Here is a 19,110-nt window from a genome sequence, read left to right as displayed (position 1 = left end):
CTTTGGCGTTGCCATGAGCGGCGCGGGCGTGTATCCGGGGGCGATTTTTCGTGGGGAGGAACGCTGATGAGCCGGGCATTCATATTTCCGGGGCAGGGGGCGCAGGTGATCGGCATGGGCCGCGATCTGGCCCTGGCCTACCCGGCGGCGCGCGCCGTATTCGACGAGGTGGATGCCGCCCTGGGCCAGGCGCTCTCGTCGCTGATCTGGGAGGGCGCGCAGGACGCGCTGACGCTGACCGAGAACGCCCAACCCGCGCTCATGGCCACCTCGCTGGCCGCGATGCGCGCGCTGGAGGCCGAAGGGGTGGAGATCGGCGCCGCACGCTTTGTCGCCGGGCACTCGCTGGGGGAATATTCCGCGCTGGCCGCCGCCGGGGCGCTCAGCATCGCCGATTGCGCGCGGCTGTTGCGCATCCGTGGCCGCGCCATGCAGGCGGCGGTGCCGGTGGGCGTGGGCGCGATGGCCGCCCTTCTGGGGCTTGATTTCGAGACCGTGCGCGCGGTCGCCGAAGAGGCCGCCGAGGGCGAGGTCTGCCAGGCGGCAAATGACAACGATCCCGGCCAGGTGGTGGTCTCGGGGCACCGCGCGGCGGTGGAACGCGCGGTCGAGATCGCCAAGTCGAAGGGGGCCAAGCGCGCGGTTCTCTTGCCCGTCAGCGCGCCGTTTCATTGCGCGCTGATGCAGCCCGCCGCCGACGCGATGCAGGCGGCGCTGGCCGAGGTCGAGATTACCGCCCCCGCAGTGCCGCTGGTGGCCAATGTGCGCGCCGGGGCGGTCACCGACCCGGCGGAGATTCGCGCGCTTCTGGTCGCGCAGGTTACCGGCTCTGTGCGCTGGCGCGAATCGGTGCAATACATGGGCGGCGAGGGTGTCACCGAGGTCTGGGAAATCGGCGCGGGCAAGGCGCTCTCGGGCATGGTCCGGCGCATCGACCGCGCCATCGCCTGCCGCGCCATCGGCACGGCAACAGAGGTGCAGGAGGCCGCCGCGTCTCTGGCATGAGGCGCGCGGCCCGAATTTGGGAGAGTGAAATCATGGTCGATCTGACGGGAAAATCCGCGCTTGTCACCGGCGCGTCGGGGGGTATCGGGGCGGCCATCGCGCGCGCGCTGCATGGCGCGGGGGCTACGGTGGGGCTGTCGGGCACGCGCGTCGCGCCGCTGGAGGCGCTGGCGGGCGAGCTGGGCGCGCGCGCCCATGTGCTGCCCTGCGATCTGGGGGATGCGCAGGCGGTCGAAGCGCTGCCCAAGGACGCCATCGCCGCGATGGGCAGCCTTGATATCCTGGTCAACAATGCGGGCATCACCCGCGATCAGTTGTTCATGCGGATGTCGGATGCGGACTGGCTTGATGTTCTCAACGTCAACCTCACCTCGGCGATGCGGCTCTGCCGCGCGGCAGTGCGCCCGATGATGAAGGCGCGCTGGGGCCGGATCGTCAATATCGGCTCGGTGGTGGGATCGACCGGCAATCCCGGACAGGTCAACTATGCCGCCGCCAAGGCGGGGCTTGTGGGGATGACCAGATCCATCGCCCACGAGGTTGCCTCGCGCGGAATCACCGCGAACGTCGTCGCCCCCGGTTTCATCGCCACGCCGATGACCGACAAGCTGACCGACGAACAGAAAGCCGCGCTTTTCGCCAAGATCCCCGCCGGACGTATGGGCACGCCCGAGGAAGTGGCCGCCGCCGCGCTCTATCTTGCCAGCCCCGGCGCGGGCTATGTCACCGGCACGGTGCTGCATGTCAATGGCGGGCTGGCGATGGTCTGAGACGGTCCGAGGCTGCCCGAGATGGGCGGCGTTTTGCCCGTGCCGGGCGCGGTGAAAGCATTTGCCATTGCCATCACCTGTGCTATAGGCCACGCAGCTTTTCCGAAGGGGGCGCGGTTTCCTTCGGTGGCCTGACCGGGTCGCTACCGGATCGCACCGGGTCGCAGCGCCACGCTGAGACGCCCGCGACGGGCACCATCCAAAGTCCGGCCCCGCGAGGGGCGGGATAAGCCAAAGGGGCGGAAACGCCCGACACAGAATGAGGAATGAGACATGAGCGATATCGCTGACCGCGTGAAGAAGATCGTGGTGGAACATCTGGGCGTCGAGGAAGACAAGGTCGTGGACAAGGCCTCGTTTATCGACGATCTGGGCGCCGACAGCCTCGATACGGTCGAACTGGTGATGGCGTTCGAAGAGGAATTCGGCATCGAAATCCCCGATGACGCGGCCGACACTATCCAGACGGTCGGCGACGCGGTGAAATTCATCTCTGAGGCCTCCTGAGTTACGCCGCTCGACGGCGAGAAAGGCCCTGCCGAAAGGCGGGGCCTTTCTTGTTTGGACGACTGTCAAGCCTGACCGTTGATGTTGCGGGTGCTAAATCCGCCTTTCAATGGCGGCTCTGAGCCCAGAGGCGCGGATACTGCGGCGCGAATGAACGACCGCTTCACGCGTTGCATCCGGGTCTAGGCCCGCAATCTGATCCGTTCCGAAGCGCAGGAACGACTTTATTGGAACAGGCCCCGTGTTTCAGAATGACCTTTCGTCGGGGCGCACTTTCAGTAACAACTACATCGCATGGCGCTGAACAAACGGAGGAAGCGTGGAGAAAGAGCTCGAGTTGGAGATTGATGCGGGGTCATGGCCACGTAATCGGCCACCTAGATCCCTAAACGCAATCGGCGGTCCGCGGCAGCTCGATCTCATCGCGTTTTTGCTCATGATCGGCCACTGTACGGTCCCAGCTCATGCGGCGCGCCATGCCATAAACACTCTTTGGGCTTGGGTGCGATATTTTGGAGCTTTCTCGGAGGACGCGGACCTCCGAGTGAGCGATGAGTTCTCCGAACTCGACCCGCATCAAAAGACTATCCTCTCCGATGACTTCGGCATGGGCATGTCGCTCCATGTTCTGACCGAGGCCCTAGACCTTGTTGGCTTCTGTGATGGGAAATACTTCATAGATCGTCTGGCACCGCGTCTTGCAGGCGGCGTGCACATCACGGCGACAACGGCAAAGAACGGTGCGCGGAAGTCGCCCGACTTCGTTGCTCTCGACGCCCGGGGCCGTTGGCACGTGATCGAGTGCAAGGGGACGCAATCGGGCCCTAGCTACTGCCGAACGCAGATGGGTCGTGGATTTGCTCAGAAGCGTGCAATCGAATTTCAAGGGACGCTTAAGGGACAATCGTTGGTCACGGGCTTTGATATCGCCAGCGCAGCGAGTGATACCGCAAGCCGTCTAGTGATCATGGATCCCAAGCCGGAAGACCCGCCGCTAGAGATCGGTCCTGAGGACAGGCCGCTCATCCGCGACTGCGTGGCGCGGGGTACGATCGCGCGCGCGATGATGCTTGCCGGTGCTCCCAACTTATCGCGCCTTATGGCCGCACCGTTTGGTGACGATCCAAGGCTCCGCGCCGATGACCAGACGACGTCCTTCCGCCGTAAGCGCGCCGCCCAACTTCGAGAGGAAGGAAAAGACGACCGCAAACGCCTTACATCAGCAGGCGAGTATCTAGGACGCGAAATGACTATAGAGCTTCCCTTCGAAGTAGAGGCGGCGAAGGGGTCCTTCCGTCAAGCCACCCTACGTTCAGAGATTCTCGCCGACGTCGTGAAGGAGTTCGAGGACGAGACTCTCAGCGATTCTACCGAACACCGGGACCGTCTGGCGCGCAGCCAACGAGATCTGGCCGTTAGCCGGATTAAAACCGAAACGAACGATCATGGTGGTCTGCTTACTGTAGGAAAGCTCTATCGATCCCTGATTGAGTTTAGGTGACAGCGTACTGGGTATCGGACTGCTGTTCTCGCTAATGCACTGCTCTCTCCGATTTTTGGATCACCCGCTTTGGAATAGCTTTTGCTTCAAGGCAACAGAACATCTTGTGACAATATCTGACAGACACGAGCAGACCTTCATTCACTGCGAACTGAGGTCGGCAAAGTCCGCAAAGCTGACCTTCCCCGATAACTGCGAAAATCCATCCTGCGTGCGTCTCGCGCCGCGGGATTGAGGCCATGCCGGGGTTGTTACCGGCTTGCGTAAGCCGTTTTCGTGTCTTGCGAGGGAGAGGGCGCTGCCCCCGTCGCCGCCTGCGCGGCCCCCCCCGGAGCATTTCCGCCGACAAGACGCGGGGCCGGTGGTGCCGGGGGCGGGAAAAGTTGCTATCATGCCGTTATAGGACCAGCGGCGCCTTGCGCGGTCGGGCAGACCGGCTCGTGATCCGGTATGTCTGCCGGTCACTGTCATGGGGAATGCGGCGATGATCATCTATCCGACTCTGGAACTGATGGACGGAAAATGCGTGAGCCTCACGCGCGGGCGGCTCGATGAGCCGGTGCTGTGGCATGTCGATCCGGTCGAGACCGCGCGCGGGTTCGCGCGCGCGGGGGCCGAATGGATGCACCTCACCGATATGGAGGGGCTGAAGGGCGGTGACGCCAACAACGCGCTGATCCGCGAAATCATCCGCGCCGTGGGTATCCCGGTGCAGCTTGGCGGCGGCTTTCGCTCGCGCGAGGCGGTGACGCGCTGGATCGATGCGGGCGCGGGCCGGATCGTGCTGGGCACTATGGCGGTGCAGGACCCCGACGGCGTGCGCGAATTGGCCAAGTATCACCCCGATCAGATCGTGGTGGCGGTGGATGTGCATCAGGGGCGGCTGATGACGCATGGCTGGCAAAGCCCGAGCGCGATTTCCGCCGAGGATTTCATCGCCGCCTTTGACGGCGCGCCGCTGGCCGCGATTCTCGTCACCGATATCGACGCCGATATCGAGGACAGCGATGGCAGCCTCGGGGTGATTTCGGGGCTGGCCTCGCGCACGCGCCACGCGGTGATCGCGCGCGGCACCGTGCGTCAGGCCGATGACGTGGCGCGGCTACGCTATATCCCCAATATCGCGGGCACGCTGATCGGGCGCGCACTGATGGCGCGCGATGTCGATCTGGCCGAGGCGCTGGCGCTGGCGCGCCCCTCGCCCGAGCCGACCGCCGAGTTCATCTGAGGCGCGCCCACGCTCTTGCCCCGCCGGGCCAAGCCGGGGTATGACCGGCGGAATGTAAGAAACCGAAAGGGCAGCATCATGCGGCGTGTCGTTGTCACGGGGCTGGGGCTTGTGACCCCGCTTGCCGATGGGGTCGAGGAAACCTGGAGCCGTCTTCTGGCCGGGCAATCGGGCGCGGGCACGATCACCCGGTTCGACCCGGTGAACGTGCTGACCAAATATGCCTGCGAGGTGCCCTATGGCGATGGCAGCGGCGGCACCTTCGATCCCGACCGCTACATGGAGCCAAAGGAGCGGCGCAAGGTCGATCATTTCATCCTCTTTGGCATGGCCGCCGCTCAACAGGCGGTGGAGGATGCGGGCTGGACCCCGAAGGATGCCGAAAGCCTCGAGCGCACCGGCGTCATCATGGGGTCGGGCATTGGCGGGCTGCGCTCGATCGAGGAGACCACCAACATCATCCGCGACAAGGGCGTGCGGCGGGTCTCGCCGTTCTTCATTCCCGGCGCGCTCATCAACCTGATCGCCGGACAGGTGAGCATTCGCTACGGCTTCCGGGGGCCGAACCATTCGGTCGTGACGGCCTGCGCGACCGGGGCGCACGCCATTGGCGATGCGGCGCGGCTCATCATGTTTGGCGATGCCGATGTGATGGTGGCGGGCGGGGCCGAGGCGTCGATCTGCGAGATCGGGATCGCCGGGTTCAACGCCTGCAAGGCGCTCTCGACCAAGCGCGCCGACGATCCCAAGGGTGCAAGCCGCCCCTATGACGTGGATCGCGACGGTTTCGTGATGGGCGAGGGCGCGGGCGTCGTGGTGGTCGAAGAGTATGAACATGCCAAGGCGCGCGGTGCGAAGATCTATGCCGAGATCCTTGGCTATGGCCTGTCGGGGGATGCCTATCACATCACCGCGCCCGCCGAGGATGGCGATGGCGGGTTGCGCGCGATGCGCGCGGCGCTGCGCAATGCCGGGCTGGAGCCGGGGGCGGTGGATTACGTCAACGCGCATGGCACTTCGACCATGGCCGACACGATCGAGCTCAGGGCCGTCGAGCGGCTTCTGGGCGAGGCGGCGGGCCGCGTCACGATGAGTTCCACGAAATCCTCGACCGGGCACCTTCTGGGCGCGGCAGGGGCGATCGAGGCGATCTTTTCGATCCTCGCGGTGCGCGACCAGGTGGCCCCGCCCACCATCAACCTTGATCGACCGGAGGTGGAAACGCCGCTCGACCTTGCCCCCAACGCCAAGCGCGCGCGCAAGATCGACGTGGCGCTCTCCAACAGTTTCGGCTTTGGCGGCACCAATGCCGCGCTGGTGGTGGGGAAACCGCGCTGATGTGGCGGCACATCGTCTCGAACATGCTGACGCTGCTGGTGGTGGCGATCTTTCTTCTGGGCGGTGTCATCCTGTGGGGGCAGGGGCAATACACTGCCTCGGGCCCGCTGGCAGAGCCGGTCTGCCTGCGGGTGGCCCCCGGCACCACCATGCGCGGCGTGTCGCGCGATCTCGAGGCCGAGGGCGCGGTGTCGAGCGCCGCGATCTTTCGCATCGGGGCCGATTACGCGGGCCGCGAGGATGATCTCAAGGCCGGAAGCTGGCTTATCCCGGAGGGGGCGAGCATGGCCGAGATCACCGATATCGTGACCCGTGGCGGGGCATCGACCTGCGGCACCGAGGTGGTCTGGCGCATCGGGGTCAATGCCACCGAGGCGGTGGTGCGCGAGCTTGATCCCGCCACCGCGCGCTTTGTCGAGGCCGCGCGCTTTGATCCCGCCAGTGACGCCCCGCGCCCGGCGGTGTTCGAGACCATGCGCGCGCGCGCCGATACCCGCTACCGCCTTGCCTTTGCCGAGGGGATTACAAGCTGGCAGGTGGTGGAGGGGCTGAAATCGGTCGATGTCCTGACCGGCGAGGTGGGTGAGGTGCCCCCCGAGGGCAGCCTTGCGCCCGACAGCTACGAGATCCGCGAGGGTGACACCCGCACGGATGTGATCGCGCGGATGAGCGCGGCGCAGGAGGCGATCCTTGCCGCCGCATGGGAGGCACGCGCCGAGGGCCTGCCGCTCGAGACCCCGCAAGAGGCGCTGATCCTTGCGTCGATCATCGAGAAGGAGACCGGCGTGCCCGAGGAGCGCCGACAGGTGGCGAGCGTTTTCGTCAACCGGTTGCGGCGGGGGATGCGGCTTCAGACCGACCCGACGGTGATCTATGGCGTGACCGAGGGGCGCGGCGTGTTGGGGCGGGGGTTGCGGCAAAGCGAGCTGCGCGGCGAGACGCCGTGGAACACCTATGTGATCGACGGCTTGCCGCCCACGCCCATCGCCAATCCCGGCCGCGCCAGCATCATGGCGGCGGTTGATCCCGACAGCACCGATTTCGTCTATTTCGTGGCCGATGGCAGCGGCGGGCACGCCTTTGCCGAAACGCTGGCCGAGCATAACCGCAACGTCGCCCGCTGGCGCGAGATCGAGGCCGGGCGCACGGGGAATTAGGGGGGCGGTCAAGACTGAAAGCGGGCATTGACCCCAAGCGATGAGCCGCGCGGTCGCTGGGCCGCGGGACGGCGTCCTGCCGGAGGCATGCCTTTGGCATGACGATCGCGCGGCGGGCTTCGCCCTTGCACCATATCCATCCGATAGCGCATATTTCCGCGCCATTCCGGTATCTTCGCGCGATGGCGCACAGGGCGGCCTGCGCCAGAAAACCGGCCTCACAATCTGGTGATCGGCGCGGTGGTTACATCCCCACCCGTCGCTTATTAGCTATGGTTCAACCGCAATCACAGGAGAGTCTCATGACCGCTGAATACAAACTCGAACTTGCCCCCGTAAGCGACGATGCCGCCGAAGGCACAGCCAAGGAAATGCTGGACGGTGCGCGCGCCAAGCTCGGCTTCGTGCCGAACATGTATCGCGGCATGGCGATCAATCCGGGGCTTCTGAGCACCTATCTGCACGGCTATGCGCATTTCCGCGAGCAGGCCAATTTCACCGCGCCGGAACAGGAGGTGGTGTTCCTGACCATCTCGCGCGCCAATGGCTGCGATTACTGCACGGCGGCGCATTCGATGCTGGCGGTGAAAGTGTCGAAACTGAGCGAGGCCAATACGCAGGCGCTGCGCGATGACCGCCCGCTTGACGATGACAAGCTCGAGGCGCTGCGCCGCTTTACCCACCATATGTGGGACACGCGCGGCCTGCCGACCAAATCAGAGGCCGAGGCGTTCAAATCCGCAGGCTATGGCGACATCCATATCCTCGAAATCATCCTCGCGCTCGCGGTCAAGACGATCTCGAACTATGCCAACCACGTTGGGCACACCGATGTGGATGATGCATTCGCCCCCTTCGCGGTGGATAAAACCGTCGCGGCGGCCTGAGCCGCGATCAGCCCTTGTGCCCCCGGTCGCCCTGCGGATCGGGGGCACAGAACATCTCGTAGAGCAGGCCAAGAAGCCGCTCTGCCCGTGCGTCGGCAAGGCTGTAGAAGATGGCTTTGCCGTCGCGGCGCGCACGCACAAGCCCCTCGTGGCGCAGGCGGGCAAGCTGTTGCGAGACAGCCGCCTGCCGCGCACCCAGCAGCGCCTCAAGCTCCGATACCGATTTCTCGCCGGTCACAAGATGGCACAGGATCATCAGCCGCCCGTCATGGCCAAGCGCGCGCAGAAACTCCGCCGCCTCGGTGGCGTTTTGATGCATCTGCGCCATGTCGGCGTGGTCGCGTTCGGTGATAAGCATGGTGCCTCGCGCATTCCTCATCGTAATCTAGGCCGGTTGCGCACGCGCGGCAATTGCCAAACCTGTGAGCGCGCGGGCCACCGCCCTCGCGGTCAAGATGCACCGAATCGCGCGCGCGCCCTTGCAGGGGGTGGGGCGCGCTACTAAGACTCCGTTAGCACGCCGTCGGCTATGGTCGGCGAAACCACTTGGCCCGGCGCGATTGCGCGGGCCGCAACAGCAGGCGGGACAGGATGAAAGACCCTATTGACACGTATATGAACACCCTCGTGCCCATGGTCGTGGAACAGACCAGCCGGGGCGAACGCGCCTATGATATTTTCTCGCGCCTGCTGAAGGAGCGGATCATCTTCGTCAACGGCCCCGTCCATGACGGCATGTCGAGCCTGATCGTGGCACAGCTTCTGCACCTCGAGGCGGAAAACCCGTCCAAGGAAATCTCGATGTATATCAACTCTCCCGGCGGGTCGGTGATCGCGGGGATGAGCATCTATGACACGATGCAATACGTGAAGCCGAAGATCTCGACGCTGGTCTGCGGTCTGGCGGCCTCGATGGGATCGGTGATCGCATTGGGCGGCGAAAAGGGGCTGCGCTTCTCGCTGCCCAATTCGGAATTCCTGGTGCACCAACCCTCGGGCGGCAGCCAGGGCACGGCCGCCGATATCCTGATCCAGTCGCGCCATATCGAGCAGACGCGCGAACGGTTCTACCAGCTTTACATGCGCCACACCGGCCAGGATTACGAGACGGTGCAGCAGGCGCTCGACCGCGACAAGTGGATGACGCCCGAGGAAGCCAAGGACTGGGGCCATATCGACGAGATCGTGACCACTCGGGTCAAGCCCGGTGACGAGGGCGACGCCAAGTGAGGCGGTGACCAAGCGGTGATCGCCCGTGTTCGGGCGGTCGCCAATTTGACGTTGTGGTGCCTTTCGCCCTGACTTAAGCTGGCGGGAGTGACGCAGACGCAACAGGTATCCGGGCATTCCGGGCCAAGACGGCGCTGAAAGGTGAGGCATGGCGAACAATTCCGGCGACAGCAAGAACACGCTCTATTGCAGCTTTTGCGGCAAGAGCCAGCACGAGGTGCGCAAGCTGATCGCAGGGCCGACGGTGTTCATCTGCGATGAATGCGTGGAACTGTGCATGGATATCATCCGCGAGGAAACCAAGAGCGCCGGGCTCAAGGCGACCGACGGGGTGCCGACGCCGCATGATATCGCCAAGGTGCTCGACGATTACGTGATCGGGCAGGCGATGGCCAAGCGCGTGCTGTCGGTGGCGGTGCACAACCATTACAAGCGGCTCAACAATTCCGGCAAGAGCGATATAGAGCTGTCGAAATCCAACATCCTGCTCATAGGCCCCACCGGCTGTGGCAAGACGCTTCTGGCGCAGACGCTGGCGCGCATCCTCGATGTGCCCTTCACGATGGCCGATGCCACCACGCTCACCGAGGCGGGATATGTCGGCGAGGATGTGGAAAACATCATCCTCAAGCTGTTGCAGTCGAGCGAATACAATGTCGAGCGCGCGCAGCGCGGCATCGTCTATATCGACGAGGTCGACAAGATCACCCGCAAATCGGAAAACCCCTCGATCACGCGCGACGTGTCGGGCGAGGGGGTGCAGCAGGCGCTGTTGAAGCTGATGGAGGGCACCGTGGCCTCGGTGCCGCCGCAGGGCGGGCGCAAGCATCCGCAGCAGGAATTCCTGCAAGTGGACACCACGAATATCCTGTTCATCTGCGGCGGGGCCTTTGCCGGGCTGGATCGCATCATCTCGCAGCGCGGCAAGGGCAGCGCGATGGGCTTTGGTGCCGATGTGCGCGACAGCCAGGAGCGCGGGATCGGCGAGATCCTGACAGAGCTGGAGCCCGAAGACCTGCTCAAATTCGGGCTGATCCCCGAATTCGTCGGTCGCCTGCCGGTTCTGGCAACGCTGGAGGATCTCGACGAGGACGCGCTGGTCACCATCCTCACGCAGCCCAAGAACGCGCTGGTCAAGCAATACCAGCGGCTGTTCGAGCTTGAGAACGCGCAACTGACCTTTACCGAGGATGCGCTCAAGGCCATCGCCAAGCGCGCAATCGCCCGCAAGACCGGCGCGCGGGGCCTGCGTTCGATCCTCGAGGATATCCTGCTCGACACGATGTTCGACCTGCCCAGCCTCGAGAATGTCGAGGAGGTCGTGGTCAACGAGGAGGCGGCCACATCCGCCGCCGCGCCGCTCATCATCTATGCCGAGACCAAGGGCAGCAAGAAGGGCGGCGCAAGCGCCGGGTAGGGGCTGGCCGGGGATGCAGGGGGCCGTTGCCGCCCCTTTAATGTGACGCGGGCCGCGGCCCGGTCAGGGCCGCCATGTCAGGAAATTGGCGATGAGGCGCAGGCCGGTGGCCTGGCTTTTCTCGGGATGAAACTGCGTGCCCACGATGGTATCGCGCCCGACCACCGCCGTCACCGGCGCGCCGTAATCGGCATGGGCCAGAAGATGCGCCGGGTCGGTCACGCGGAAATGGTAGGAATGCACGAAATAGGCGTGATCGCCGGTTGAAATGCCGTCAAAGATGGGGTGGGGCCGGTCGATCACCAGATCGTTCCAGCCCATATGCGGCACCTTGAGCGCCGGATTGGCGGGGGTGATCGCCTCGACCGTGCCACCGATCCAGTCGAAACCGGGGGTTTCCTCGTATTCCATTCCGCGCGTGGCCAGCATCTGCATCCCGATGCAGATACCCATGAAGGGGCGGGCATGGTGGCGCACCGCCTCGTCTATCGCCTCAAAAACGCCGCGATGATCGAAAAGTTCGCGGCGGCAGGCCGGGAATGCGCCGTCGCCGGGCAGAACGATGCGGCTCGCACGGGCGATGGTGTCGGGATCGCTGCTGACGATCACCGCGCCGGAACCGGTCTCATGCGCCATGCGCTGAAACGCCTTTTCCGCCGAGTGCAGGTTGCCGCTCTCGTAATCGACGATGACGGTGGTCATGGGTTACAGGCTTCCCTTGGTGGAGGGGATGGCGTCTGCCTTGCGCGGATCGCTCTCGACCGCCTCGCGCAGGCTGCGCGCCACCGCCTTGAATGCGGCCTCGGCGATGTGGTGGCTGTTGATGCCCGCCAGCGCCTCGACATGCAGCGTGATGCCACCGTGGGTGCTGAATGCCTGAAAGAATTCGCGCACCAGTTCCGTGTCGAACGTCCCGATCTTGTCGGTGGGCAAAGCCACGTTCCACACCAGATAGGGCCGCCCCGACAGATCGAGCGCGGCGCGCACCAGCGCGTCATCCATCGGCAGAAGGCAGGCCCCGTAGCGGCGGATGCCGCGCTTGTCGCCAAGCGCCTGCGCCAGCGCCTGCCCAAGCGCGATGCCGACATCCTCGACCGTGTGGTGATCGTCGATATGCAGATCGCCCGTGCAGGATACCGCCATGTCGATGAGCGAATGGCGCGCCAATTGGTCGAGCATGTGATCGAAGAAGCCCACCCCGGTGCGGTTGTCATAGCTGCCGGTGCCGTCGAGTGTGATTTCGACGCTGATATCGGTCTCGGCGGTCTTGCGGGTGATGGTGGCGTTGCGCATGGGGCCTCCGCTGTTGGCTGCGGGTTCTATACTGCGGCCCGTGTCTGCGCGAAAGGGGGCAACGTATGCGCCCGCTCAGGCGGGATCGGGGCGATAGACGCAATCGGCGAGCGTGCTGTGGTTGAGATCGCGGATAAAGGCGGCCTCGGCCTGCGCCAGCCGGGTCTTGAGCCGGCAGTGTGGCATCAGGGTGCAGGCAGCGCCGCCGGTCGCGAAACATTCCACCAGCGCCTGATCGGCCTCCAGCATCGCCACCACGTCGCCCAGCCGGATATCTTCGGGCCGCACCGCCAGCATCGCGCCGCCGCCGCCACCGCGCCGCGTGTCGAGAAGCCCCGCCGCAGCGAGGGTCGAGACCACCTTGGCCAGATGGTTGCGCGACACCCGGAATTCGGCGGCCAGCGCGGCGGTGGTAAAGGCGCGGCCGGGCGCACCCGCCAGGCGCATCAGCACGCGCAGCCCGTAATCGGTGAAGGAGGTGAGGCGCATGGTCGCGATCCCGATCTGGTATTTGCAATGCGCATATAGGCGGATTAGCGTATAAACCAAACAAGTTTTCGTTCCGGTGGGACGACTCGCGAGGGGAAGGGGTCGGGCATGACCGTCGAGGGCAGCAACGCAGCGCCGAACAGGCGCGCGGCGGGGCAAGGGGCGCGGTGTCGGCCCGCCGGGCTCTGGCCATGAGCGAGCGCCGCACATATGCCTCGCCGCCCTGCATGGCCGCCGAGGTGGACCCCGCGTATTTCGATCCCTTGGGCACTGATCCCGATCAGGCACGCGACGTGGCGCGCTGGCGCCGGGCAGAGCGGCTGCGGCTCGCTGCGATGCGCGATGCGCTGGGGCAGGCCGGGCGAGCAGAGGTGTCAGAGCGGATCGGGCGGCACCTGTCGCGCGCGCTCGACGCACGCGGCATAGGGCCGGGTGTGGTGCTGGCGGGCTATTGGCCGATCAAGGGCGAGCCGGACCTGCGCCCGGTGCTCAAGACGCTGCACCGCGCCGGTGTGACCATCGCCCTGCCGGTGGTCGAGACGCGCGCCGCGCCGCTGGTGTTTCGCCGTTGGACGCCCGAAACAAAGATGGTGCGCGGCGACTGGAACATCCCGGTGCCGCCGCCCGAGGCCGATGAACTGGCCCCCGACATCACGCTGGCGCCCTGCCTTGGCTGGAGCGCCGATTGCTATCGGCTGGGCTGGGGCGGGGGGTATTTTGATCGCACGCTTGCCGCGCGCGACCCGCGCCCGGTGGCCATCGGCATTGCCCTGACCGCCGCGAACCTGCCCACGATCTACCCGCAACCGCATGACATCCCGCTTGATCTTATCGTGACCGAGGATGGCGTGCCCGCAGAAAGGATGCCCGCGCCATGAGCATCGGCACCGATACCGTCGCCCCGATCCGATTGCCCGGCAGCGGCGTGGTCGCGCGTCTGGCCTGTGGCGTGGTGCAGCCGCTTCTGTCGCGCACGGTGCGCCGGATCGCGGCGCGCCATCCGTCGCTTTTCGCGCGCCTCGGGCCGCATCAGAGCACCGATTTCCTGATCGACCCGGTTGATCTGCCCTTTGCGCTGCACCTGCGGCCCGACCCTGACGCGCTCATCTTTCGCGCCGTGCCGCGCGATGCCGCGCTGCGGGCAGGGGCGGTGATCCGGGGGCGGTTCCTGCTGCTCCTGGAGTTGATGGATGCCGAGGAAGACGGCGACGCCGCGTTCTTTTCGCGCGATCTGGAGGTGAGCGGCGACACCGAGGCGGTGGTGCGCCTGCGCAACGCGCTCGATGATGTTGACGGCTCTATCGCCGAAGAGGCCGCCGCCATGTTTGGCCCGCCGGGCCGGGCGGTGCTTGCGCGGCTCAGGCGCGCCTATAGCCATGATTACGAACGGAAAACCGCATGAGCCTTGCCGAACTGATCTGCCCTGCGGGCACGCCCGCTGCCCTGCGCACCGCCGTCGATGCCGGGGCCGATGCCGTCTATTGCGGGTTTCAGGATGCCACCAATGCGCGCAATTTTCCGGGGCTGAATTTCACCCCCGACGAGCTGGCCGAGGCGGTGGGTTATGCCCATGCGCGCGGCACCAAGGTTCTGCTGGCGCTCAACACCTATCCGCCTGCGGGCAAGGTGGACCTGTGGCGCCACGCCGCCGATACCGGGGCGCGGCTGGGGGTCGATGCCTTTATCGTGGCCGATATGGGGGTGGCCGATTACATCGCGCGCAGCCATCCGCAGATGCGCCTGCACCTGTCGGTACAGGCGGCTGCCTCTTCGCCCGAGGCGATCCGCTATTATTGCGAGAGTTTCGGAGTGAAACGCGTGGTGCTGCCGCGCATCCTGACGATCCCGGAAATCCGCCAGATCCGGGGCGAGATCCCCTGCGAGATCGAGACCTTCATCTTTGGCAATCACGGGTTGATGGTCGAGGGGCGGTGCAGCCTCACCAATTACCTCACCGGCCAGTCCACCAATATGGATGGTGTCTGCTCGCCCGCCGAGCAGGTGGACTATGCCCGCCACGCCGATGGCTCGATGTCGTCGCGGCTGGCGGGGGTCACCATCGACTGTTTCGGCCCGGAGGAGAAGGCGGGCTATCCCACGATCTGCAAGGGCCGCTACACCGCGCCGCACCGGCCCGAGGGCTATTACGCCTTCGAGGAACCGGTGAGCCTGAACCTGTCGCGGCTGCTGCCGGAACTGATCGAGGCAGGCGTTCATGCCTTCAAGATCGAGGGGCGGCAGCGCTCCAAGAGCTATGTGCGCGGCGTGGTCCGGGCTTTCCGGCAGGCGGTCGATGACATTCGCGCCGGGCGGCAGGCCAATATGGCCGATCTGGTCGCGCTGACCGAGGGGCAGAAACAGACGCAGGGCGCGTTCGAGACCAAGAAATGGCGGTGACGGAAATGACAAAACTGACGCTGGGGCCGATCGCCTATCACTGGTCTGCGGAGACGCGCCGCGATTTCTATGCCCGCATCGCCGACGAGGCCCCGGTGGACGAGGTCTATCTCGGCGAGGTGATCTGCTCCAAGCGCGCGCCGTTTCACGACCCCGACCTGCCCGAGACCATCGCGCGGCTGGAGCGCGCGGGCAAGACGGTGATCGTCTCGACGCTCGCCGAGGTGATGCTCAAGCGCGAGCGCAAGGCGACCGCCGATCTGGCGGCGATGGACGCGCCCGAGATCGAGATCAACAACGCGGCGGGGCTTTATGCGCGCGGCCCCCGCCCGCACCGCATCGGCCCGTTCATGAACGCCTATAACGAGGCGACGATTGCCTGGATGGCGGGGCAGGGGGCCACCCATGTCTGCCTGCCCGCCGAATTGCCGGGAGAGGCGATTTCCATTGCCGCCACGGCTGCGCGCGACCTGGGGCTGGGGGTCGAGGTGCAGGTGTTCGGGCGCGCCTCGCTGGCGGTCTCGGCGCGTTGCTACCACGCCCGCGCCCATGGGCGCACCAAGGATAACTGCCAGTTCGTCTGCGAGGACGATCCCGACGGGATGCCGCTGCGCACCCGTGACGATGCGCCGATCCTGCGGGTGAACGGCATCCAGACCCAATCCGAGAGCTATGTCGATTTGCTGCCCGAAACCCCGCGTCTTGTGGCCGACGGGGTGACCCATCTGCGGCTCATGCCGCAGGCGGTGGACATGGTGGCGGTGGCGCAGGTTTTCCGCGACATGCTGGAGGGGCGGCTGTCCTCGGCGGCCGAGGGAGACGCGCGCCTTGTCGCGCTCTGCGAGGGTACGGAGTTCAGCAACGGGTTCTATCATGGCACGGTCGGCTATCGCCGGATCGCGCGGGCGGCGGCGACGGCCTGAGAGGGCGAAGGAACACCGATCATGAGCTCGACCACCGAGAAGATGCGCGCCTGGACCGGCCCGGCGATCCTGAGCTTTGGCTTTCGCCCGTTTTTTTTCGGCGCGGCGGTCTGGGCCGCGTTGGCGATGGGGCTGTGGCTGGCGATGCTGTCGGGGCACGCGGGCCTGCCGATGGCGTTTGATCCGGTAAGCTGGCACGCGCATGAATTCCTGTTCGGCTATCTCGGCGCGGTGGTGGCGGGGTTCCTGCTGACGGCGGTGCCGAACTGGACCGGGCGGCTGCCCATCACCGGCTGGTGGCTGGGGGGGCTGGCGCTTTTGTGGCTGGCCGGGCGCATCGCGGTCGCGGTTTCGGCTGGCCTGCCGCCGGGGCTGGTGGCGGCGGTCGATCTGGCCTTTACGGTGGTTTTTGCCGTCGTGATCCTGCGCGAGATCGTCGCGGGCCGGAACTGGCGCAACCTGATCGTGCTGGCGATGTTGGGCGTGCTCATCCTCGGCAACGCGGTGTTCCACTGGGAGGCGGCGCGGGGCGATTACGCCGCGCAAGGGGTTGGGCTGCGGCTGGGCCTTGGGGCAGGGGTCATGATGATCGCGGTGATCGGCGGGCGGGTGGTGCCGTCGTTCACCCGCAACTGGCTGGTGAAACGCGGGCCGGGGCCGCTGCCCACCCCGCCGATGCAGGGGTTCGACAAGGTGGCGCTGCTGGCACTGCTGCTGGCGCTGGCGGCCTGGGTTGCGGGGCCGGACGCGGTGCTCACGGGCGTGGCGCTGGCGCTGGCGGGGGGCTTGCACGTGATGCGGCTGGCGCGCTGGGCGGGGCACCGGACAGGGGCCGAGCCGCTGGTGACGGTGCTGCACGCGGGCTATGGCTTTGTGCCGCTGGGGGCGCTGGCGCTGGCGGTCGAAATCCTTGTGCCGGGGACGTTTGGCATGGCGGGCGCGCAGCATCTGTGGATGGCGGGCGCGATCGGGCTGATGACGCTGGCGGTGATGACGCGGGCGACGCTGGGCCATACCGGGCAGGCCCTCACGGCGGGGCCGGGCACGGTGACGATCTACCTGGCGCTGGTCGTCGCGGTGTTGGCGCGGGTCGTGGCCGGGGCCTGGCCCGCGCTGTCGGGGCCGCTGCACATGCTGGCGGGGCTTGGCTGGATCGCGGCCTTTGGCGGGTTTGCCGTGATCTACGGCCCGCTCCTGTTGCGCCTGCCTGCGGGCAAACGCCGCTGAGTGCCTTCTGCCGGGGCCGGTGGGACGCGTGATAGCCAAACGTGTCCGCCGTCGCAGGGCTGTCGGCTCACAGCTCGCTTGCCGGCGGCACCTCGCCCAGCCGGACGGCCAGCGCCTCGAACCGGTTGGCCATGATCTCGAACTGCACCGCGTTCATCAACTCATAGACCCGCGCCATCACCGGGTGTTCGAGCGCGCGGGCATAGGCACGCAAGTCCTCGGTGGAAAAGTCGCGATAGGTCTGCGCCGCCGCCGCCAGCGCGGCCTGCTTGATCTCCTCGCGGGACTGTTCCCCTTGCGTCAGCAGACGGCGCAACAGGTCGGCGTCGTAATCGCCCTCGGTCAGCCCCGCCGCAGAGGCCGCAAGCAGGAACCGCACCTGGATTTCGCGGATCGCGCGCGCACTCATGCCGCCATTGTCGATAGCCGCATTCATCCGCTCGATCACGGCGCGGCGCGCGGGCGGCAGGGCGGCGGGGTCTGCCCCGGCCCCGGCGGTATCGTCCTCGCGCTGCCTGTGGCTGGCATTCTCGACCTCGACCAGCCGTCGGCCGAGATCGGAGGCATAGAATGTCGCGGCATGGCCCAGCATCTCAGCGTCAAGCGCGCCTTCGAGCATGTCAAGCGCCATGTCGCGCATCACCCCCTCGTCAAATACCTCGGCGCTGATCCGTGACCAGGCCAGCCCGAAATCCGCCGGCGTCATGCCGATCATGGCGGGCGCGTCGGCGGCGCTGAGCGCGATGCTGTCAATCGCCACGTCAAAGCCGGTCACATCGAGGAAGGCCACGAGCCGGTCGCGCTCCACGGCCCGCGCAGGCGCTGCAAGAACCAGCGCTACGAGCAGAAGAACAGCCAGATCCGCAAGCCTCGCGCGCATCCGCGCCACATTGACCGCCGGTATCATGATCGCGAACTCTCCTCATGGGATGGCACCGTTATGAAAGTCTATGGCATTTCCCACCGGAAACAACCCGAAACCCCCTTGCCCCGCCTGCCAAAGCCGATTACACGACCCCACGCTGAACCCCGCGGAGAGGTGCCGGAGTGGTCGAACGGGGCGGTCTCGAAAACCGTTGTGGGGGCAACCCCACCCAGGGTTCGAATCCCTGTCTCTCCGCCACAACAATATGTGGATAATTCTTTAATACATATTAAAATCAAACGCTTAGATTGATATGGTTAGCGTACGCTGACCTCTCGCCCTTGTTTTGCTACCCTTTCTGCACCACATCATGCGCCATGATGCCATCGGATGGGGAAAGCCAGGATGTCAAAACCTGTCCTGCGCGGAAAGACGTGGTATCTGAAGCGGCGAGTTCCGACGCGATTTGCGTCAGTTGAAGAACGAAGTGTCATTTGGGATAGCCTTAAGACCGACTCTTACAGCGTCGCGGTTCAAAAATCTGCGGGCGTGTGGCTCTATTATATCGAAGCTTGGGAGGCCCGGCTGGCTGGTCGGGATGGCGACGCTGTCGAAAGGTTTCGGGCGGCGCAGCAATTGGCTTCGATCCGTGGGTTTCAGTTTCTTGCAATCGATCAGGTGAAGCAGGCACCGTTGGAGGATATCTTGCAACGGGTGGAGGCATCGCGCCGCGTCGGCGGTGCGCCGGATGAGAGTGTGGCATCTGCGGTTCTGGGGGCCGTTGAGGCTCCCAAGTTGCGGTTATCCAGCTTGGTCGCGCATGTCGAAGAGTTGGCGGCACATGACAATCGTTTCAAGAATAGTGAACAGATGCGC

General features: G+C 65.7%; 21 protein-coding genes and 1 tRNA gene. 17 read left to right on the top strand and 5 right to left on the bottom strand.

The features are described 5' to 3' along the window. Window positions 1-66 precede the first annotated feature (66 nt). The 8 genes from fabD (at window position 67) to ABIE58_RS17110 (ending at window position 8,393) form a co-directional block, all read left to right on the top strand. A complete protein-coding gene (gene fabD, locus ABIE58_RS17145; RefSeq protein ID WP_354545928.1) occupies window positions 67-1,005 on the top strand; it encodes an ACP S-malonyltransferase in 939 nt (312 codons plus the stop codon). A gap of 32 nt (window positions 1,006-1,037) precedes the next feature. Continuing rightward, the gene (gene fabG / locus ABIE58_RS17140) at window positions 1,038-1,775 is read left to right on the top strand and encodes a 3-oxoacyl-[acyl-carrier-protein] reductase (protein ID WP_354545927.1); all 738 of its coding nucleotides are present in this window, start codon (window positions 1,038-1,040) and stop codon (window positions 1,773-1,775) included. A gap of 273 nt (window positions 1,776-2,048) precedes the next feature. After that, on the top strand, window positions 2,049-2,282 hold the full coding sequence (locus tag ABIE58_RS17135; RefSeq protein WP_050663737.1) for an acyl carrier protein: 234 nt from the start codon (window positions 2,049-2,051) through the stop codon (window positions 2,280-2,282). A 544-nt stretch (window positions 2,283-2,826) separates the two neighbouring features. Then, entirely contained in the window at window positions 2,827-3,783 is a 957-nt protein-coding gene (locus tag ABIE58_RS17130) for a hypothetical protein (RefSeq protein ID WP_354545926.1), read from the top strand. 484 nt (window positions 3,784-4,267) lie between these two features. Next, window positions 4,268-5,011: a 1-(5-phosphoribosyl)-5-[(5-phosphoribosylamino)methylideneamino] imidazole-4-carboxamide isomerase gene (locus ABIE58_RS17125; RefSeq protein WP_354545925.1), complete on the top strand. Its 744-nt coding sequence runs from the start codon at window positions 4,268-4,270 to the stop codon at window positions 5,009-5,011. Window positions 5,012-5,089: 78 nt separating this feature from the next. Then, window positions 5,090-6,349 carry a beta-ketoacyl-ACP synthase II gene (gene fabF, locus ABIE58_RS17120; RefSeq protein WP_354545924.1) on the top strand — a complete coding sequence of 420 codons (1,260 nt, stop codon included), beginning with the start codon at window positions 5,090-5,092 and terminating at the stop codon, window positions 6,347-6,349. After that, the gene (mltG, locus tag ABIE58_RS17115) at window positions 6,349-7,506 is read left to right on the top strand and encodes an endolytic transglycosylase MltG (protein ID WP_354545923.1); all 1,158 of its coding nucleotides are present in this window, start codon (window positions 6,349-6,351) and stop codon (window positions 7,504-7,506) included. The genes fabF and mltG overlap by 1 nt, the downstream gene beginning before the upstream one ends. Window positions 7,507-7,808: 302 nt before the next feature. Then, entirely contained in the window at window positions 7,809-8,393 is a 585-nt protein-coding gene (locus tag ABIE58_RS17110; protein WP_354545922.1) for a carboxymuconolactone decarboxylase family protein, read from the top strand. 7 nt (window positions 8,394-8,400) lie between these two features. Here ABIE58_RS17110 and ABIE58_RS17105 read toward each other — a convergent pair whose 3' ends face one another. Continuing rightward, on the bottom strand, window positions 8,401-8,751 hold the full coding sequence (locus tag ABIE58_RS17105) for an ArsR/SmtB family transcription factor (RefSeq protein ID WP_354545921.1): 351 nt from the start codon (window positions 8,749-8,751) through the stop codon (window positions 8,401-8,403). A gap of 233 nt (window positions 8,752-8,984) precedes the next feature. On the opposite strand from ABIE58_RS17105, the gene ABIE58_RS17100 reads away from it, so the two are divergent. Further along, window positions 8,985-9,623, top strand: a complete 639-nt coding sequence (locus ABIE58_RS17100) for an ATP-dependent Clp protease proteolytic subunit (RefSeq protein ID WP_354545920.1) — start codon at window positions 8,985-8,987, stop codon at window positions 9,621-9,623. 148 nt (window positions 9,624-9,771) lie between these two features. After that, complete coding sequence (gene clpX, locus ABIE58_RS17095; protein WP_354545919.1) at window positions 9,772-11,040, top strand: ATP-dependent Clp protease ATP-binding subunit ClpX; 1,269 nt, start codon at window positions 9,772-9,774, stop codon at window positions 11,038-11,040. Window positions 11,041-11,103: 63 nt separating this feature from the next. Here clpX and hisH read toward each other — a convergent pair whose 3' ends face one another. From hisH to ABIE58_RS17080, 3 genes are all read right to left on the bottom strand, one after another. After that, window positions 11,104-11,742, bottom strand: a complete 639-nt coding sequence (hisH, locus tag ABIE58_RS17090) for an imidazole glycerol phosphate synthase subunit HisH (RefSeq protein WP_354545918.1) — start codon at window positions 11,740-11,742, stop codon at window positions 11,104-11,106. Window positions 11,743-11,745: 3 nt separating this feature from the next. Beyond that, window positions 11,746-12,333, bottom strand: a complete 588-nt coding sequence (hisB, locus tag ABIE58_RS17085; RefSeq protein WP_354545917.1) for an imidazoleglycerol-phosphate dehydratase HisB — start codon at window positions 12,331-12,333, stop codon at window positions 11,746-11,748. A gap of 75 nt (window positions 12,334-12,408) precedes the next feature. Further along, complete coding sequence (locus tag ABIE58_RS17080; protein WP_354545916.1) at window positions 12,409-12,822, bottom strand: RrF2 family transcriptional regulator; 414 nt, start codon at window positions 12,820-12,822, stop codon at window positions 12,409-12,411. Between the two features lie 191 nt (window positions 12,823-13,013). Between ABIE58_RS17080 and ABIE58_RS17075 the strand changes: the two genes are divergently transcribed. The 5 genes from ABIE58_RS17075 to ABIE58_RS17055 are packed head-to-tail and all read left to right on the top strand — an operon-like array spanning window position 13,014 to window position 17,369. Further along, on the top strand, window positions 13,014-13,700 hold the full coding sequence (locus ABIE58_RS17075; RefSeq protein ID WP_354545915.1) for a 5-formyltetrahydrofolate cyclo-ligase: 687 nt from the start codon (window positions 13,014-13,016) through the stop codon (window positions 13,698-13,700). Further along, window positions 13,697-14,224 carry a ubiquinone anaerobic biosynthesis accessory factor UbiT gene (ubiT, locus tag ABIE58_RS17070; protein ID WP_354545914.1) on the top strand — a complete coding sequence of 176 codons (528 nt, stop codon included), beginning with the start codon at window positions 13,697-13,699 and terminating at the stop codon, window positions 14,222-14,224. The genes ABIE58_RS17075 and ubiT overlap by 4 nt, the downstream gene beginning before the upstream one ends. Next, window positions 14,221-15,219, top strand: coding sequence for a ubiquinone anaerobic biosynthesis protein UbiU (gene ubiU / locus ABIE58_RS17065; RefSeq protein ID WP_354545913.1), 999 nt, complete (start codon window positions 14,221-14,223; stop codon window positions 15,217-15,219). Before ubiT ends, ubiU begins: the two co-directional genes overlap by 4 nt. 5 nt (window positions 15,220-15,224) lie before the next feature. After that, window positions 15,225-16,142, top strand: a complete 918-nt coding sequence (ubiV, locus tag ABIE58_RS17060; protein WP_354545912.1) for a ubiquinone anaerobic biosynthesis protein UbiV — start codon at window positions 15,225-15,227, stop codon at window positions 16,140-16,142. 21 nt (window positions 16,143-16,163) lie between these two features. Then, window positions 16,164-17,369, top strand: a complete 1,206-nt coding sequence (locus ABIE58_RS17055; RefSeq protein WP_354545911.1) for an NnrS family protein — start codon at window positions 16,164-16,166, stop codon at window positions 17,367-17,369. 67 nt (window positions 17,370-17,436) lie between these two features. Here ABIE58_RS17055 and ABIE58_RS17050 read toward each other — a convergent pair whose 3' ends face one another. Then, on the bottom strand, window positions 17,437-18,276 hold the full coding sequence (locus tag ABIE58_RS17050; RefSeq protein ID WP_354545910.1) for a DUF2059 domain-containing protein: 840 nt from the start codon (window positions 18,274-18,276) through the stop codon (window positions 17,437-17,439). A 126-nt stretch (window positions 18,277-18,402) separates the two neighbouring features. On the opposite strand from ABIE58_RS17050, the gene ABIE58_RS17045 reads away from it, so the two are divergent. Both ABIE58_RS17045 and ABIE58_RS17040 read left to right on the top strand, forming a co-directional pair. Continuing rightward, window positions 18,403-18,492 (top strand) — tRNA-Ser (locus ABIE58_RS17045). A gap of 147 nt (window positions 18,493-18,639) precedes the next feature. Next, window positions 18,640-19,110, top strand: a 471-nt coding sequence (locus ABIE58_RS17040) for a DUF6538 domain-containing protein (protein ID WP_354545909.1), incomplete at its 3' end; no start/stop codon positions are given.

This window comes from Roseovarius sp. MBR-78, from assembly GCF_040547535.1.
In the GTDB taxonomy this organism is placed as follows: Bacteria; Pseudomonadota; Alphaproteobacteria; order Rhodobacterales; family Rhodobacteraceae; genus Roseovarius.
Note: the sequence above shows the minus strand (reverse complement) of the source record. Positions and strands in the feature narration are given on the sequence as shown.